Origin of the sequence: Chitinophaga varians (assembly GCF_014529945.1) — a bacterium.
GTDB classification, from domain to species: Bacteria; Bacteroidota; Bacteroidia; order Chitinophagales; family Chitinophagaceae; genus Chitinophaga; species Chitinophaga varians.
In genome coordinates this window covers 206607-224418 of record NZ_JACVFB010000006.1, presented here as the reverse complement: position 1 = coordinate 224418, position 17812 = coordinate 206607, and the positions used below count along the sequence as shown (strand labels likewise).

The following is a 17812-nucleotide window of genomic DNA, read 5'->3' as shown; positions in this document are numbered from 1 at the left end:
CAGACATGAACCGTACAACCAGAAACATACTAACCGCCTGCCTGCTGCCACTGGCGATGACAGGCTGTAAAAACTTTGATGACCTGCGGGTAAACCCCAACGTGTCTGTGGTAGGTACCCCCAAACTATTGCTGACAGGCCTGGAAATGGATATGATCGGCGGACAGGGCTCCGCCAAAAGTGGCTTCAGCTCCGGCAGTGACCTCAGCGGCGATATGAGCAACAGCCCCTGGAACTATACCCATATGAGCAACCAGTTCCTCGTACTCGGCCACGACTACTACGGCAGCCAGGACTATTCCTGGGACAACGGCGCCAGCTACTATGGCAGTCTCCGTAACGCCGCACAACTCGACATTGAAGCCGCCAAACAAGGCCCCGCACTGGCAGCGCCCTATTACGCCGTCAATAAGTTCATCCGCACGTTCTACTTCCTGTCCATGACTTCGCAGATGGGTGACATCCCCATGTCTGAAGCCATCAAAGGCGCTACCGACGGTATTTACGCACCCCACTACGATGCACAGAAAGACGTGTTTCTGCAATGCTTCAAATGGATGGAAGAGGCCAACGACTCCCTGGCGGCTATCACGCAACGCAACGCCAAAGCCACGGTGGATGGTGATATCTTCTACGCCGGCAACCTGCTGAAATGGAGAAAAGCCATCAATACCTGCTATCTACGCGAGCTGATGAACCTGAGCATTAAAGAGAACGATCCTTCCCTCGACCTGAAAGGACGCTTTAACCGCATCCTCAGCAATCCGGAGAAATATCCGCTGATACTGGAGAACGCGGACAATCTCCAGATGAACTACAACGCCTCGCAGAAAAGCAACAACTATCCGTTGTACCCGATGGAAGTAGGTATCTTGTCTGCCAAAAGAAATGCACTCGGCAGTACCTATATCAATATCCTCGATTCTCTGCGCGACCCGCGTGTATTCATCGTGGCGGCGCCTGCCGATTCACTGCCCGCCGTTCCCGGCAATCCTTTTGCCCGCTACAAAGGCGCCAATACAGGCGATCGGCAGGACCAGATCTATATCGATATCAACAAAGGCAAATACAGCACGTTCAATATCAGCTACTGGCTGAGCAGTCCCGCCGGTGTGCCCAACATCCAGCTGGGCGCAGCTGAAACGCATTTCCTGATCGCGGAAGCTATCATCCGCGGCTGGACCGGCGGCGATGCTGCGCAGCACTACAAAGACGGCATCACCGCCTCTATGAAGTTCTACGGCGTCAACGATGCAGATATCGCCACTTTCCTCGCCCAACCGCTGATGCAATATGCCGGCAACAACGATACAGGCCTGAAGCAGGTGCTCACACAGAAATATGTGGCCTTCTTTAACAACGCCGGATGGCAGGCTTACTATAACTATCGTCGTACAGGCGTGCCCGTTTTCTCGGTAGGCCCGTCCAACCAGAATGGCGGAAAAATACCGACACGGTTCACCTATTCGCAATCCGAATACCAGAACAACAAAGCCAATCTGCAGGATGCACTGAAACGGCAGTTTGGCGGGTCTGATACCCGAAACGACGTGATGTGGATGCTGAAGCCATAAAATAAACAGGGGACGTCTCAAAAAAGAGACGTTTAAAAGCAAAGGAGCTGCCTCAAAAGTAATTTGAGGCAGCTCCTTTGCATTAAATCACTATATCAGGGAAGAGGCGTGAATTTAAATTCGTGAATGATCACTTCATAGGACTGGCCATTGACAGGCGCAGCACCGTTCATCAACCAGAGGTTCATGAGTATAGGCATATTCAGTGCCGATAGTGTAATATCTGAAGACGTGAATATTTTCCTGGCAATAGTGCTGCCTGTATCGTAGTGCCCGTGCTGGCTTTCATACACGATACTATCTGTCCTGTAACGTGTGAACCGGTGCGTGCTGTAAGTGCCGCTCATCGTAATATTGGGTGATTCCCAATGAACATTATTGTAACGTACACCGGATTGTGCCGGATATACGGTGTAATTAAACTGTCCGGCAGACGGATTGCCCCAGCGGGAAAGCTCTACATCCTGTTCGTCGTAACCATCCTGTCCGGAGTAGTTAAACAATCCCAGTACGATGTTCCTGTCAATAATGTTCAGATCACATTCAATTTTCCACTGGTAGGTACCATAACCAAAGTTGTTATTGCTGGTCACTTCGGCGCAGCTCCAGCGTCCCTTCGCATCTTTCTGCATTTTAAGGTGAAGGTGGCCGTCTGCATCCAGCCACACATTATTGCTGTTCCAGTAATTAGGCCCAGGCCCCTGGGTGCCGGAGGAGGTAGAACGCACGGTCCACGTATAGCCGCTGAAGTTGATGGTGCCGGGTGTAGAACCGTGAACGGGTTTGCCGTCAGACTGCTTTTTATCGAAGACGCTATCGTCCGGTTTGATCATACTTTTCTGACAGGATGCAAACAGGATAGCGCTCAGGGCTATCATTGCCATACTTTTGGCTGAAGCTGAAAAGGAGTTTCTCATTCGGATCTATTTTTAGGGGATGAACAATACTTGTCAACGATGGGATAAGCCTCATCAAGGAGACGCTCTTAACGTGGACCTCCGGTGTCCCTGATGATAATCGAACTGATTATTATCAACACCGAACCTATCGATTCACATACCTACTAAAACGGCACCACCGAAATAGCCCTGTACAACCTGGCCGGATCGTAGATCACACCATTTTTAATGACCAGTTTTGTTTTCCGGACGTTACTGATATGCTGAACCGGATCACCTGCTACCAACACCATATCCGCTACTTTTCCCACTTTGATACTTCCCAGGTCTTTACTTTTGCCGGTGTATTCCGCCGTACCGAAGGTAGCCAGCTGCAGCACTTTCGCCGCCGGGATACCAGCTTTTACATACAGCTCCAGCTCCCGGTGATAGTCAAATCCCGCCGTGCCATCCGTACCGGCAACAATTCGGATACCGTTATCATACAACAGTTTGGTCAGTTTCAAAAACGCATCGAACGACCGAATGTAGGTGGAATCCATTCCCGGCGGGATAGGTATCCCCTGGCCTCCTGCGCGCATGCCGCGCTGTACCTGCGACGGGAAATGTGTGATGATGTCTTTGTTCTTTTCCTCCAGCACCCCTTCCCTGCCGGTCAGCATCGGCTCAAATGCCACCAGTGTAGGATCTGAGGCGATATTACGGGCTTTCATCAGAGCGATGAACTGTTTCACCTGCGGACTGTTCAGGTCCAGGGAAGCGGCTCTTTGCGCCGGAATAGCAAAACGTTGGGGCGTACGGGTATCAATGGTATCACCGAAGAAGTTCAGCAACAGCATGTTCATATGCGTCACTTCATTATAACCGGCTTCTATGGCCTGTGTGGCGGTCATGAACGCAGGGATATGGCCACATACCCGCATATGGTATTGCTTCGCTTCGGCGATCAGTGGCTTTACCCATTCCGGCTTAACGGAACTATACAACTTGATCTGATCATATCCTTTAGCAGCAAACATGCGGACAAACTGTTTGCCTTCTTCCACATTGTGGATCAATGCGCCCGTAGGCGCCGCCATCGGTCCCGCACCGTCAATCAATCCGCTGATGACTTCCAGATGCGGTCCGATCAGTTCTCCGTTATCAATTTCTTTTCTGAGGTCAGGTAAAGTGGTATCATTACCCATGTCCCGCACATGCGTTACACCAGCGGCGATGTGCATGATGCCTTCAGGACCGTCACCCATGTGTACGTGCATGTCCCAGAAACCGGGCAACAATGTTTGGCCGCTGCCATCCACTATCCTGTCCGCCTTTGCAGTGATGGGCTTTCCTACAGACACGGCTTTGATTTTCCCTGCGCCTATCAACACATCTGTATGAGGCAAAAGCGTGGCCTTTTCTGCATCAAAAAGGGTGACATTGCGGATCAGGACATCGCCCGTCACTTTTTCAGGGATCTCCTTCGCCAGCTGATTATCATGCTGCCGCTCCAGCTTTTTCTGCTCCGCGTACAGCTCCTTTACATAAGGTTCATAACCCTTACGGACCATCGAAAACCAATCGCCCAAATACCCAAATGTTTCATCCTGGTCATCAGCCCAGATATACTCAGGAGTGTAATACATGCCGGAAATCCGGCACAGCTGCAGCTGGCGGTCGCCCGCTTTGCGTTGCAACACCACCTCCAGCGTGGCTTCGCCAAAGGGTAATAGTTTAATTTTATTTTGGCTGGATTTCAGGGCTTTGATGATATTGCCGCTCTCTCCATTCAGGCAGGTATAGAACGCCTTCCCGGCAATGGTCCTGGTTTCGTTTTCGGCGGTATTTTTCCATTTGGCCACACCGCCTGTCAGCTCGAAATCTTCCGATATCGGTTTTTTGTAATAGTCTTTCCCTATCGCATGAACATAGGTAGCAAATCCGTCCTTATCCTGACGGTAGATAGTATGCAGGCTGTCACCCCTGCCACGGTCGTTATACTGGTACCAGGTTTCAAAAGTGCCGGGCGATGTCTCTATCACCTTCTTTTCACCCTTGATGTTTCCTGTTAAAATGAGAGAGTACCTGACTGTATCACGTTGCTGTGCAAACGCACAGACAGGTGCATTAAAAACAACTAATAGCAGTGTTCTGAGGAAGGCATTACAGGGTAACATAAGAGGCTGTCATTTTGGTTGAAAAGGATAAAGTAAATATAAGGAATATTTACATGCTTTATCCCTTTCACCATCATCTTATGCTGATGCCCATTATTTCTTATCCAACGGATACACTTCTTTTTTACCGGCGCCGGTCCTTACATCCAGATAGGGGCATTCCAGATAGTATTTTCCGTTTTCTTTCCGGATATACCCAAACCGTTCTTCCTTTTCCAGTACGGCACTCCCGCCATCCAGCACTTTTTTAAAGGAGAATGACAACAATCCGTTTTTCTCTGCCGCTGTAAGCGCATATTTGCTGTATACCTGAAAACCGCTTTCTGTATAGATCACGGAATCGCCTTCTACTTTAAATTCAACATTGATGTGGTCTCGGGAATCTTTGCTGTCTTTATCCAGTACGGTGGCATAGGTTCCTTTCCAGGCGGCACTGACTGCGGCACCAGTGGGGTGCGTATCCGTTCCGGTTGTTATCACCAGCTGCAGGTAATCTACAGGGGCATTTTCTGCTTCACCGCGGGTGGTCTTCACATACACAGTATGATTATCTTTCCAGTACAACTCCTTCTCCAGCCAACGGTAAGGATGCAGAAAAGTCTTTTTAATAACATTGTTTTCAATGGTATAGATGCTAATATCCTGTGTGGGCGGAGGGATATTCTCATACTCCTCGTACGGGTTGGACTTACTGCATAATATCAGCCTGCCATCCGGCGATATCACCGGAATATTGCTTAGCGTATCCTGCTTTCCGGTGGCTTTGTCGATAGCGAGACAATAACCATGTTCGTACCCGAAAACTTCTACCAGGTATTTGTTTAATGGTTTTAAATAGCCTGCGTACTGATACACCAACCGGTCTTCATCATGCGGTACGCCTGCGTTATTTTTCAATACCACCTTTCCGCCATCGGTAGTGATGGTTAGCTGATCATTTACCACCGGAAACTTTAGTGAATCACGTTCTATCTGATTATGGTAAGCGCTCCTGTATTGATCAAATTCCTGCCGGGTAATACTCGCCACTTCCACGGTCAACTGTTTAGCAACAGGAGCCGCCACAGCAGCCGTACTGTCGGTTTTCACGGTTACGGCCGTACTGTCAGTAGCTGCTTTATTTTGCACTGCTCCATTGCAGGCATACAGGAAAATTAGAAGCGATAGTAACTTTCTCATTCTTTGATTTCTTTATAATTAGGGCTGTACCCTTGTACGTGTAAATGGTCATTATGATGCTCGTCCGGATCAGGGGAACAATGATTCAAAATCTTGTTCGTGTTATATGTCTGCGACAACATGCTCTTCCAGCCGAACTTATACAGCGCATCGTTGAATTTATTTTGCCGGTCTGTGTCCATCGCCTTCCAGCCTTCTGTTTCGGAATCAGAAAACAGATTCAGCTTGTCAATGGCTTTGTCGGTACGAAGATAACGCAGGTCGCCATTGTATCCGTTCTTATGCGATACGCTGGGCGCGGAGCTACCATCTGCATGACTGAAACCGTTGAAGGTATAGTCTTCATAACCACATTCCAGCAAGGCCCCCAGCAGGCTGCCAAGGGTTTTATCATTCACAAAATTACGTACGGTGTTTAACGTTAATTTGAATTTCACCTCACCGCTGGCATAATCTTTCAGTTCCCGGATGTCAATCAAATCAACGGTTTTTCCACCATAAGTGGCGCCGTAATTGTTGTCAATGGTTTTAAAGTTAAATAATCCCAGCATATGTTCTTTGGAATTTTTATCGTGATAAACATATTTGTACTTTTTCTTGTACTCCTCTTTGATCTCTTTGGGCACATGCCTTTCCAGCCGGCCATCTGCAAAGATGTGATAGGTAATGATCTCCTTCGCTTCAAAAGCACTGGCTTTCTGCTGGCAACTGAAGTCTGTGGCCTTTTGTGCTTTCCCTTCGTTGTAGATATCATTGATGGCCGCTTCAAACTCCCACACTTTGGAAGAACCCTGCTGACCGGTATAATAGTGCTTCTTCCCTTTTTTGTCTGTCCAATATTCGGAAGGTTCCCGTTTGAATAAAGGGTTGTCGTCGTAGGCCGCATTACTGCTGTCATACACCACATAATCCGGTTCATCTCCATGCCCACAGGCCGCAGGGTAGTTGATGGCCAGGTAAAGGTCCGTTTTGGATTTGAACTTACTTTTATTTTTGGTCAGGAATTTCTCTACATAGTCCAGCTGCTGCTCTGCGGTTAATTTGATCAGCTCAGAGCGCAGTACGCCGAGGTCCTGTGCTGCTGCCTTACCGATTTGCACCAGTCCCACATAACCGTTTTTGGAGTCGTCCTTGTGTTTGGCAAAGGTGCCGCACGTAGGGTCGAAAGTCCGCCCCGTTTCCAGCGCCATCACGGTCATGAGCCAGTTGGCGCCTTCATTGTCTTTGGTGGGCAGGCCCAGCTTAGCAGCGATCTGCACCACTTTTTTGCGGAATTCACAGCTTACTTTATTTCCCCACACCAGATCATATTTCTGGCAGAGGCATTCGGTGGTGGCCCTTTCCATCGGTTCGCCCAATACGGCAGGCGCTATTGGCCTGGTAGCATTGTTCAGCTTATCTGCCAGTGCGGCAGACAGCTTGATATGGTGGTAGAAGTTAACGTCAGACGCATTATACGCATTGGCATCCGCCACTTTTTCCGGGTACATGTAGTTGACCACCGTTTCATTGTCTTTGCTTTTTTCATGTCTCAACACTACATAAAAGCTGCGCAGCACATTATCCAGCGCTACCACGCCTGTCTTTAGTTTAGCCGTATCCAGGTCAATCAGCAGGGTCTCGTTCTCTTTTACTTTGAACTTACTGTTCTGCACCAGTTTATCTTCTGCCTTGTACCTGTTTTCCCAAAGTTGGAATATCAGCTCTTCTCCACCCAGATTTTTGGTTTGTATATGGATTCTTATTTTCTCCCCATAAGGATATACTTTATACGCCGGGTAGTTGGTGCTGTCCAGGAAAGATACACTGACGATCTCCGGCTTTTTGCTGACATAAATAAAATTCCCTTTTTCATTTTCCGTGAGATGACTGGGCTTTGCCGGGAACCAGAATTTCTTCCCGTCGGAGATAACTGTTTTCATCCCCTGGAACTGCAGACCGGTGGGCTTTTGAAGCACGCCAAAGAACACCCTGTAGTAGTCGCCCTGGAACCATAGTGCATTCAGCTTTTCTTTGAGATCATTGGTTTTCACATCCAACCGGGCTTCTCCTTTGGCGTCAAATACAACATTGCCGAGGTCTTTGATATAGTTGATATCATCGTCACCGTCGTATTCCAGCACATGCAGATTCACCGATTCGCCGGTTGCCTGAGGGCTCACGATCACTGCTTTGATGGTTTCGTTCCAACCGGCTTTGGTTTTATATTTGTTCTCCGCATCTGTAAAACACCAGCGGGTTACTTCCGCCAGGTCCGCATTGAGATCAAGTTTTTTGACAGTACCGCGCAGCTGTGCAGACACCACGAACTTCCCTTTCGCCGGCGCGAAAACGTTCTCCCGCGTAGTGCCGCTTCCACCGGCAGGCACCCAGGTGATAGGACCGTCCAGCTCCGGTTTGTAAGGCATCAACAGGTCCGCGATCAACGTATAATGTTTTCCGACTACCCATTGGGTATTTCCGTCTTTCACCCGCAGACTGGCTATTTCATTATGCTTTACTTCAAAACACCAGTCATCCTCCGATTTGGCCGCGGCCGCGCTGGCCTTGCCTTTCTTGTTGTCCCATGCATCGGCATGGGCTACATAGGCCTCCACCACGTAACTGCCGGGAACAGCGAAATAGGTACTGCCATCCAGCGACAGCGAAGCGCCGCTTCCCACCACTTTACCATTGAGCTGCCATTTAATGGCTGCCTGCTCAAAGTCCTGCGCCGGCGTGGAATAGGACATCTTGCTTACCTTAAAGCTCATGGTAGTGCCGGGACGCACTACATGTGTGCCCTGGTCATTGGTCACGCTCACCACGCTGTTCGCTTCCGACACCATCTCTTTGCTTACTTCCTGAGGACTACCTCCCTCTGTGGCAGGCAGCATGGTGGCGGTCACCGTATAAGTGGCGGCGGTGTTAGCCGGCGTGAAGGTGATCGTATCTGTGCCCGGTTCGGTAGGTCCTGCTATCATATTTCCGGCCGCATCGGTCACCTTCATGAATACACGCTTTTTCTCTTCGTCCGTGGCGGGCGACATATCGTATGTTGCGCTGACGGTAACGGGCACGCCCCTCCGTACGCGATATTGTTCAGGCTTGGGGTTCTTTCCGGGCAAACCGGGAATGACGCGTCCCATGCCCGCACCCAGATCAAGTTCCTCTTTCAGCTGGTTGTTCACCACCGACACATCGATAGCACAACGGACATCCTCCTGTGCTTCCGGGTTGCCAAAAGCCATCACGCGGTAGCTACCCGTTTCATCGAAGTTCATGCTGAAGGAAGGACCCACTTCTTCAAACACCTGCGAACTGCCGCCACTCACTTTCCAGCCCACCTTGTCTTTATCCGCTTTTGCAGCATTATAATAGCTGACTACTTCAAATTTCAGCGATTCATTGGGCCTTGTCCTCAACACAGGCACCGGCTGCGATTTCCCGGAAGCGCTCATCAACTCGGGAGGTATGCGCTTCTCCAGCTTTACCTTGATCTGTTTTACCTGCGGCTTTTCTTTTTTGGTATCGGGCTTAGGGGCCATCGGATTCAGTACCGACAGGCTTTCCACTTCTACCTTGTCGAAGTGCGCCTGCGATACGGCCGCTTGTTGTCCGTGATGTTCAATGGTAATGGAACCGGGGCCGCCGGTGGCGCAAGCTGCGGTACTGCTCTCTGTCAGGATTTTACCACCGTTGGTAAGGGTTACTTTCTGGTAAAAATCCTGCCAGGCGGTAACGCCGGGACTACAAGCTCCTTTTGTGATGGAGCAGTTGCCGAAAGTTCCGGCCTCAAATGGTTTACCCAGGTCTTTGGTGCTGGCAATAGGTTTGGAGTTACCATCGTTGTCGTTGATATAGTCTTTCTCGTTGCCGGTCACTTTCAGTTTGTCGACGGCGCTTCCAAACTTACAACGACATGTCGCTCCCTGCACCACAAAATGTTTATCAGCCATGTTACTACCTGATTAATTACAAACAATTTTATTTCCTGTTAACAGTATGCTCTTCGAGACAAACAATACTGACGGATATCTGATGATGTTGATCGCCTTCGCTGATCGACCATTTCCCCTGTAACTGCTGCACGTAGTTACGTGTAGGCGTCAGCGTGCAGGAGATATCGATTAGTCCCCGGCTATACGCCGGCGATGCGCTGGCAGACAAAATACCTTTCTGTACCATCACATCGGATGCACTGCCAAACGGGGTTCGTTCCTGTTGTACATCGAACATGATCGGGGCGGCAAAAGGAATCACCGGGTACTCCATCTCCCGTTGTGTCTTATAACTGGAAAACAACAAGGGAAAATACAGCCCCAGGAAAATATCTCCGGACAGGGTCCTCCGGAAAGCTTCCGGATCGCGCAGGGTAATGTCGGTATGTTGTATATAGGATTCCGCGATCTCCCCGGTATAGTACTGTTCCAGCTTTTCCTTTTTAGCGGTCCATCGTTGCAGTATCTCGGCGTAGTTAGCCACAGCAGCAATGCGGCCGCCATTCTCCAGTTTCACCTGGAGCGGATAAATCACGCTGCCGCATTGGGCGGCCAGGTCTCCGGCCATATAATCATCTGCCGGCGCTCCGTTGATCAGTATGTCCGTTCGCGTGATACTGAAGAAAACCTGCGACGTGTCCTTGGGATGGTCCATCCGCTGTACGGTAGTATTATACCGGACCGTCTGCGGCTGCGCCGTTTCAAAGACAATGGTGACAGTATGGATACAGGGGGGCTGGGCTGGCGTTAGTTGCCAGGTTGGGCTATCAGCCAATGGTTTTTTAAAAGAGAAAAAGGCCATACTTTTTTACGGTATTAATGACCGATATGGTTATCGGAAGTGTCTTCCAGTTCTTTCGGTTTAAAAGCAAACCGATAATCTCTGAATAGATCTTCATAGGTGAAAGTCACCACGTACTCCGGAAATTTCGGGCTTTTTTCTACCACGTTTAGATATGCGTAACGTGCGATTTTAAAAGCGTTCTTTCTGAGACTGTCTTGCTTAAGACTGTCCGTTTCCAATCCGGCCGGGCTTTTATTAAATATCATGATGATTGTATATTCCTCTTTCCTGGAAGTATCATTCATGAAATACCTGGGTTCTCTCCAAATAGACTGACAGCTATAAACAGCTCGCAGTGAATCAATATAATGTTTCTCTTTTGGCTGCAATTTACTTACCGGCGGAGTGAACATCCACAATACAATAGCAAAGCCGTAATAATACAACAAGCCAATAATTACCAATATGAGGGCAATAACGAAAATCAGTACTTTATGCTTTTTACGGAGGGCCATTATTCCTATTTTTTTATAAAAACCAAATATCAATCAATAAGTTACCAATTTACATAATCATTTCCCTGATAATGCTTATAAACGCCCCCATTCTTTTTTAGCTGTCTGAATTGCGTACCTTTTTTTATCCCGGAAGCATGAAACAATTTCTTCTTCCTGTGTATCACCGCAAAGCCTCCACCACCCATGCTGGAGACAGATTCCGTCACCTCGATTTCACCACCAGGGACCAACTGGATGCTTTCCAGGTCTTCCAGCCAATTCCAGACGAACGGCTCGGACTTCGTATACATATGACCATATTCGTCGTTAGAAGGGTTATTTACTTCACCAGCCGCCTGGATGCCTTTTATAAAACGACCGTCGTTCATATTCTTAAATGTCAGTACCGGGTCCACATTGATATCCACCTGGAAAGTGCAAGCCGGAAGTGTAACGGAAAAATCGCTTACATCTGCCGGTGAGAAATGTACCACCTTTCTCACCATTACACCTTTTTCTTTCAATACCGATATAATACCCTCTCCATAAGCAGCACCCATACTATGGGTCACCACAAATACTGGTGTAAGGTATTTATCATCGGCTCCTTTTTCCTTAAATATCAACTGATGAAAAGTTGATTTAGGATTATTAAACCGTTCCTGCGCTATCTTTTTCCCTTCATTATACCGCAGACTACCGGAAGAAAACATAGTATTAGCTCCGTTAATGAAAAGATTTTTCTGGCCCTTAAAGTACTTTTGAGCAGCGGCTATAAATCTGTCAGGCCAGTAAAGCTTCCCTGAGTCAGGGCCTGCATATGGTATATCCTTATTCCAATATCCATTCACGAACAATATCACCGGCTCCGTTTCTTTAACCGTAGCCGTTACGCTCACTGTCTTCGTTGGTCGCTGGAAATAGGCAAATATCTTCGTCTGCTGCACCTGCGTAGGTGCGTTGACTTTATACTGTATCTGCACCGTCCCGTCTTTGACGGTTCCTCCGGTGTGGATATGCGCAACAGGCTGATCGTCCAGCTGTTTCGCCCACTGCACCTGCTGCAGTTCTTTATCGGTAGGCTTACGGCTGAATTGTGAGGCTTTAAAGGTATACCACTTTTCTTTGTACATAACGGTGACAAGTTTGCCGTCTTCATCGAACGGGCCTTCGACTTTTTTCACCAGCAGCGTGTTTTTCTGCGTGGCTTCGTAGGTACCGAAGCGTACACCCGACTCCTGGCCGTGCATTTTCACGTGTTTGGCGGCGTTGAGCGTAGTTTCCGCGCTGCTGTTCCAGCGCACGCCTTCGCCGTTTTCCGTATATTTTTTGGAGATCAGGATGATGTTCCCTGAATTTTTCTCTCCCATTGGTTTTCAATTTAAAGATGGATGGATGGGATATCAGAACAATTTTGATTTCTCTGCGCTTTTCACCTCTACGGATTTACCGGAATTAAAGGTCATCTCATCTTTTGAACTTTCCACTTTTATTTGTTCGGCTGTCTTTTCGATTTTCTTTGCCTGTACGTCCATCCCTTCCATGGCTATTTTGGTGATATTGGTAGCCGTGAGTTTATAGTCATTCACGGAGAACTGGTTCATGGAATCACCGGCATTGTGAAGGATGTTCATACCGGCGATCTGGCTCATGTTCATACCTGCCACGTGTGTCATATTGGTGCCTGCGTTTACGTCAACCCGCTCCCGGGCATCCATGATGATGTTACGTGCGTTGATCTTAATATTTTCAGGGGCCGTGATGGTGATGTTTCTGCCGTTGGTGTCCAGCACCACGATATTACCGCCCTTGTCGAGGATAGTGATGCTTTCCTGTCCGGCGGTATCGTCCAACCGGATGGTGTGGCCGCTGCGTGTTTTGATGACTTTGAGGTTGTTCTGCGCGTCACCGTATCCCGTTTTGGCGTTGCCGTTATAGGCCGCGGCGATAGCGTAGGGCGCTTCTGCGTTGCCGTTTTCAAAGTCCACCCATACCTCCTCTCCCACTTCAGGGATGAAGTAGAACCCTTTATCAGGGCCGCCGTGCGGCTGCATGAGGCGTATCCAGGGTGTCTGTCCCTTTTGCCAGTTGAACCGTACTCTGATACGGCCCAGGCCTTTAGGATCGAAGTTGTCCGTTACCACCGCGCTCTGGGACTCGCAATAAGGCACATGTCCCAGTTCCAGGTCAGGAGCGGCCGCAGCAGCAGGGATGCCCTCAAACAGGTTGTAATAGTCGCCGTTGCCATTGCAGTAATGCTCCAGGGAGGTGATCATAAACTCCCCGTGCGTTGCGGTGGACAACACGCTTTCCTGTATTTCAATGGTGTCGCCCAGCCGCAGGCTGGTGTTTTTGCTGCGTCCTTTGATGCGCACCATCTGTGCCATCCTGGCTTTTTTACGGCGCAGGGTGAGCTCATCCATTTCGGCTTTGGCATTGCTGGTAAACGCAAACGGTATTTTATACAGCGAAGCCTGGTGAAACAGCCTTTCGCTCAGTGACTGTGCATGTTCGGTATATGGGTCTGACTTACCCGCGGTCTTTTGCTGGGTGCCATCTTCCACTATCTGGTACTGACGATAGTCGTACCCGTTAGTAGCCTGATTATTGGGCTTTATCTGCAGCTCCAGGTCGAAGCTAAGCAGGTCGACCTGATGTACCAGCGTGGTTTTCTGTGGCGTATACTGCCCGAAGATGAGCTGCTGGCCGTTGTAGAAGAACCATTCTCCGTATCGCTGCGACAGGCGGTGCAGGAAATCGAAACCGGTTTCCTTGTACTGCACGATGTATTTCAGCTGCCTGCTTGCGGCGGGCTTTACCTCCGGGCGGCTGGCAAAAGGCGTACAGGCTTTCAACACCGTGTTCACGATGGCGGAAAGGTCCTGCTGCTCATAAGCACGGATATGCGGGTCCGCATCCAGCAAAACGGAAGGGCCGCTGCCCTTGAAAACAACGCTGCCATTGGTGCCGTCATCTTCTTTGCCGGCACTGACGGCGGTGATAATGCCGTTAAACAGCATTGGACGAAAACCTCCGGCTGCTTCTACCGGTTGAACGGAGATGCGTATCTCCTTGCCTAACAGGGATTTCCCGGCTGAAATAGGGTTATTGCCTGACTTGGAAAGCCATTCATAGCCTATTTTTAATTCAAATTGATGATGCCCGGAAATAGTCTGCTCAAGGCGGAAAGAGTGGAACTGCCGAAATTGTTCGTCTTCAATAGATACGGTGGTTACGGTATACAAGGCCATAGATTGCGGTTTGATATGGTATAGCTCCCTGCCTGACAAGGATTAACGGTCAAAGGGCAAGCAGGGTTAAGCTAACAAACAGGACCTTAAATTACGGAAATTATGGGAAACCAACAGAGGTCCCCGGAAATTTATTATACAGATAACAAAACTTTGTTCTGACACCTGACTTTTCTAAAAATATTCTTTATTTTTTGAAATCGATTTACTGCTGACATAAGGTTGTCATCTCCCCCTTAGAACTTTGTTTTATTAAAAATACACTCCATGAAACAAGTCGTTCTTTTGTTCACTGTCACTGTTTTAGCCATCACCGCATTTTCACAACCTACAAAAAAAGACCGTATGTTTACCGTGAAACCTTTCAAAATTGACGTACAACCATCTGTACTGGACGATCTTAGCAACCGCCTCCGCCAGACCCGCTGGCCTGACGCCCCCGACAACGCCGGCTGGCAATATGGTACGGACCCCGTATTTCTGCAAAGCCTGGTCACCTACTGGCAAAACGGTTACGACTGGCGTAAACAGGAGGCCGCACTCAACAAATTTCCTCAGTTTACAGTGGAGATAGAAGGTACTACCATTCATTTCCTGCACATCAAAAGCCCCAATGCGCATGCAAAACCCCTGCTGTTGGTACACGGATGGCCTGATTGTTTCTATCGTTTTCACAAAGTCATTCCGCTGTTAACAAAGGACTATGATCTTGTGGTCCCCTCCATTCCCGGCTTCGGCTTCTCCAGTCGTGTAGCCATGACCGATGATGGCTCCGCTAAAGTCTTTGCTACGCTAATGAAGGATGTGCTCGGTTATAACACCTTCTTCGCCGCCGGTGGTGATGTAGGCAGCGGTATTGTCAAATCAATCGCTAATCTGTATCCTGAAAACGTGGCCGCTATCCACCTGACAGACGTGGGATACCCCAACGGATCTGAAGACTGGAGCACGATGTCACCGGCAGAACAGGCATTCGGACAGTTTATACAGCAATGGTGGTTCAAAGAGGGCGCTTATGCCATGTTACACGCTACCAAACCCCAAACACAGGCATATGGCCTGAACGACTCACCCGTGGGACTGGCTGCATGGATCATTGAAAAATTCAACACCTGGCGTACACCCGGTGGCGTTATAGACGATCATTTCACCAAAGACGAACTGCTGACCAACGTCATGATCTATTGGGTTAGCCAGACCATCCATTCCTCCATGCGTACATACGCTGTAGGTAGCTTTCAGCAGCTGGCTTCAGGTCAAAAGGTAAACACGCCCACCGGTGTGGCAGTATTCTCCGGCGACGCTCCCACCCCAAAAGAATGGGCAGAAAGAAAGGCCAATGTGAAACGGTTCACGGTAATAGAAAAAGGCGGTCACTTTGCAGCACTGGAAGCACCGGAAATATGGGCGGGAGAAGTGGACACGTTTTTTAAAAGTGTGAAGTAAACGGTTTATCCCCCATCAAAAAAGGCTGGCTGAAAATATTTTCAGCCAGCCTCAAAGACCTTCTTACGACCCCGGTTATTGTGGATATAGTATCTGTGTTGCCTTGATATCTCCGGCTGTAAATCCATTCCAGGGAAGTACAGTTGAATTCATCACAGAATTTGGATCCGTGGTAGGCGTTCCGGATATCCATGTACCAGTAGTCTGGTTGGTATGGTGAAACCCTATTGTGTGACCAAATTCATGGGTGATGGCAAACAGTTGCTGGGTGGCGGAAAGGGTATTGTATTTGGAATTAATTTCAACGGTTACCCCTGGCTTGCTATCTGATCCTGGCAGATAGGCCCTTGCGATCCAGTTTGAGTTTTCATATCCCATAAAAACCCGGGTGTTCGCACTTGCCTGATTGGTGACAATAGACATTCCCAGGCGGGTGCCATTTACGGCATTCCAATTGTTCACTGCTCCCTGGATCGCAGTTCTCCACACGGTGGGTACGGCAGGATCGATATAGAACTTAATGTCGGTATTGTAAGCATTCCCTACAATGTAGGTACCTCTCCGTTGTTCTGTTTGCGGTACGCCAGACTTTTGTTCTGCTTTCCAATCGGCTACCCGTTGTTTGAGTTCAGGAAGGGAGATGATAATATCGTCTTCAATCACAACACGGTCCTGATCAAAGACAATGTGTTGCTGATCAAATCCCTGACTGGCCAGGTAACTGATCATTTCTTCTTTTGCATTGGGAACCGGTGAAGGGTCTTTCAGGTCTTTGTCGTTTTTTGAACAGGAAAAAAAGAGAATGGTGAAGGCTGCAATACAGAATGCAGCACCAATGTGGTGTCCATGAGGGTGTTTCATGCTACGCAGATTTTGGGTTAAATAATTGGGTTAAATAATAAAAAGCAATTGCTTCACTGAAACTACAGCTTATAACGGTAATGTCGTTGCAGTTCCTGTTTAATAGCTGTCACCCGCAGTATGCGGATCACATACATTAAATACATACCTTTGAATTATATAAGTCAAAAGGCTATGACAGACAAACTCATTCCCACTGAATCGCTGGTGCAGTTTTACACACGTATCGGTCAGGACGTTCCATCAGACCTGCTCCGTGAATCCGGCAAAGCACATTTTAATGTCCGCGAAGCCCTGACGTGCACCCGCAAAACACCTTTCAACCGCCGTGACTATTTCAAAATATGCCTGAGCCAAACTCCGGCAAAAGCCAGTGGCATACTACTGTATAATGAACAAGAGATACCCATCAATCAATGCTGCCTGATTTTTACCAATCCGGCGGTGCCCACTTCCATAGAGGTGAACATACCGTTCAACCGCTTCTATTGTTTATTCAACGCACCCTTCATCGAAGGATGTATCCCCGCTGACATACAATACGCCAGCCCGTTATTTAACCCCTCGCTGATGCCGGTAATACCGCTCACCAAAGAAGACAGACAACGGTTAAGCACCTACTTTACCCAAATGCAAATGCTGCAGGAAACCGACTATCCTTTTAAATGGGACATGATACGCCACCTGCTGCAACTGGTGATTCACGAAGGCATCCGTTTACAACAAAGCCGCGAGTTACCGGCTACCATGGTGCGCGACCGGCTCGTGAAAGATTTCTTCACCCTACTGAACCAACAGTTCCCGATAGACTCTCCTGAGTCTCCGCTGAAACTATTGACACCAGCCCATTTCGCCGGCCTGCTGCATGTGCATGTAAACCATCTGAACAGCGTAGTAAAAAAACACACCCATAAAACCACACGCGAAATTATTCATGAACGGGTGATCACCGAAGCAAAAACACTGCTGCGCAACACCAACTGGAACATCTCCGAGATTGCCTATGCACTGGGCTTTGAATATCCTTCCCACTTCAATAAATACTTCAAACAGCAGACCAACCGCACACCGGTGGAGTTTCGCCTGGGAACAAAAACAGCCGTATCCGGGAAGTTACCTTGATTTATCAACCGCCTTTGATTTGTATAATCATCCCTTTGAAACGTGTAATCGCCATAGCCA

The 17812-nt window shown here is 48.6% G+C and carries 12 protein-coding genes; 3 read left to right on the top strand and 9 right to left on the bottom strand.

Going from position 1 to position 17812, the window contains the following annotated elements; translation table 11 throughout:
- The first annotated feature begins 5 nt into the window (after nt 1-5).
- Nucleotides 6-1574: a SusD/RagB family nutrient-binding outer membrane lipoprotein gene (locus ICL55_RS27320; protein ID WP_188103586.1), complete on the top strand. Its 1569-nt coding sequence runs from the start codon at nt 6-8 to the stop codon at nt 1572-1574.
- A 95-nt stretch (nt 1575-1669) separates the two neighbouring features.
- On the opposite strand, the gene ICL55_RS27315 is transcribed toward ICL55_RS27320, so the two are convergent.
- From ICL55_RS27315 to ICL55_RS27280, 8 genes are all read right to left on the bottom strand, one after another.
- Complete coding sequence (locus ICL55_RS27315; RefSeq protein ID WP_223151620.1) at nt 1670-2491, bottom strand: glycoside hydrolase family 16 protein; 822 nt, start codon at nt 2489-2491, stop codon at nt 1670-1672.
- A 146-nt stretch (nt 2492-2637) separates the two neighbouring features.
- On the bottom strand, nt 2638-4632 hold the full coding sequence (locus ICL55_RS27310) for an amidohydrolase family protein (RefSeq protein ID WP_188103582.1): 1995 nt from the start codon (nt 4630-4632) through the stop codon (nt 2638-2640).
- Nucleotides 4633-4725: 93 nt separating this feature from the next.
- Entirely contained in the window at nt 4726-5811 is a 1086-nt protein-coding gene (locus tag ICL55_RS27305) for a hypothetical protein (protein ID WP_188103580.1), read from the bottom strand.
- Nucleotides 5808-9749 carry a DUF4280 domain-containing protein gene (locus ICL55_RS27300; RefSeq protein WP_188103578.1) on the bottom strand — a complete coding sequence of 1314 codons (3942 nt, stop codon included), beginning with the start codon at nt 9747-9749 and terminating at the stop codon, nt 5808-5810. The genes ICL55_RS27305 and ICL55_RS27300 overlap by 4 nt, the downstream gene beginning before the upstream one ends.
- A 28-nt stretch (nt 9750-9777) precedes the next feature.
- Complete coding sequence (locus tag ICL55_RS27295) at nt 9778-10593, bottom strand: hypothetical protein (protein ID WP_188103576.1); 816 nt, start codon at nt 10591-10593, stop codon at nt 9778-9780.
- Between the two features lie 14 nt (nt 10594-10607).
- Complete coding sequence (locus ICL55_RS27290; protein ID WP_188103573.1) at nt 10608-11090, bottom strand: hypothetical protein; 483 nt, start codon at nt 11088-11090, stop codon at nt 10608-10610.
- A gap of 41 nt (nt 11091-11131) precedes the next feature.
- Entirely contained in the window at nt 11132-12442 is a 1311-nt protein-coding gene (locus tag ICL55_RS27285) for a hypothetical protein (RefSeq protein WP_188103571.1), read from the bottom strand.
- Nucleotides 12443-12475: 33 nt separating this feature from the next.
- A complete protein-coding gene (locus ICL55_RS27280) occupies nt 12476-14323 on the bottom strand; it encodes a type VI secretion system Vgr family protein (protein ID WP_188103569.1) in 1848 nt (615 codons plus the stop codon).
- 267 nt (nt 14324-14590) lie between these two features.
- On the opposite strand from ICL55_RS27280, the gene ICL55_RS27275 reads away from it, so the two are divergent.
- Nucleotides 14591-15769, top strand: a complete 1179-nt coding sequence (locus ICL55_RS27275) for an epoxide hydrolase family protein (protein WP_246496651.1) — start codon at nt 14591-14593, stop codon at nt 15767-15769.
- Nucleotides 15770-15844: 75 nt separating this feature from the next.
- Here the strand turns inward: ICL55_RS27275 and ICL55_RS27270 are convergent, their stop codons facing one another.
- On the bottom strand, nt 15845-16630 hold the full coding sequence (locus tag ICL55_RS27270) for a M57 family metalloprotease (protein ID WP_188103567.1): 786 nt from the start codon (nt 16628-16630) through the stop codon (nt 15845-15847).
- Between the two features lie 174 nt (nt 16631-16804).
- Here ICL55_RS27270 and ICL55_RS27265 point away from each other — a divergent pair, with 174 nt between their 5' ends.
- Nucleotides 16805-17752 (top strand): helix-turn-helix domain-containing protein, encoded by a 948-nt coding sequence (locus ICL55_RS27265; protein ID WP_188103565.1) that lies wholly within the window; start codon nt 16805-16807, stop codon nt 17750-17752.
- The last annotated feature ends 60 nt before the right edge of the window (nt 17753-17812 follow it).

Coding starts and splice junctions, on each gene's coding strand:
- ICL55_RS27280 (WP_188103569.1), bottom strand. CDS start 14,323: ATGGCCTTGTATACCGTAACCACCGTATCTATTGAAGACGAACAATTT.
- ICL55_RS27295 (WP_188103576.1), bottom strand. CDS start 10,593: ATGGCCTTTTTCTCTTTTAAAAAACCATTGGCTGATAGCCCAACCTGG.
- ICL55_RS27270 (WP_188103567.1), bottom strand. CDS start 16,630: ATGAAACACCCTCATGGACACCACATTGGTGCTGCATTCTGTATTGCA.
- ICL55_RS27285 (WP_188103571.1), bottom strand. CDS start 12,442: ATGGGAGAGAAAAATTCAGGGAACATCATCCTGATCTCCAAAAAATAT.
- ICL55_RS27320 (WP_188103586.1), top strand. CDS start 6: ATGAACCGTACAACCAGAAACATACTAACCGCCTGCCTGCTGCCACTG.
- ICL55_RS27290 (WP_188103573.1), bottom strand. CDS start 11,090: ATGGCCCTCCGTAAAAAGCATAAAGTACTGATTTTCGTTATTGCCCTC.
- ICL55_RS27300 (WP_188103578.1), bottom strand. CDS start 9,749: ATGGCTGATAAACATTTTGTGGTGCAGGGAGCGACATGTCGTTGTAAG.
- ICL55_RS27310 (WP_188103582.1), bottom strand. CDS start 4,632: ATGTTACCCTGTAATGCCTTCCTCAGAACACTGCTATTAGTTGTTTTT.
- ICL55_RS27315 (WP_223151620.1), bottom strand. CDS start 2,491: ATGAGAAACTCCTTTTCAGCTTCAGCCAAAAGTATGGCAATGATAGCC.
- ICL55_RS27275 (WP_246496651.1), top strand. CDS start 14,591: ATGAAACAAGTCGTTCTTTTGTTCACTGTCACTGTTTTAGCCATCACC.
- ICL55_RS27265 (WP_188103565.1), top strand. CDS start 16,805: ATGACAGACAAACTCATTCCCACTGAATCGCTGGTGCAGTTTTACACA.
- ICL55_RS27305 (WP_188103580.1), bottom strand. CDS start 5,811: ATGAGAAAGTTACTATCGCTTCTAATTTTCCTGTATGCCTGCAATGGA.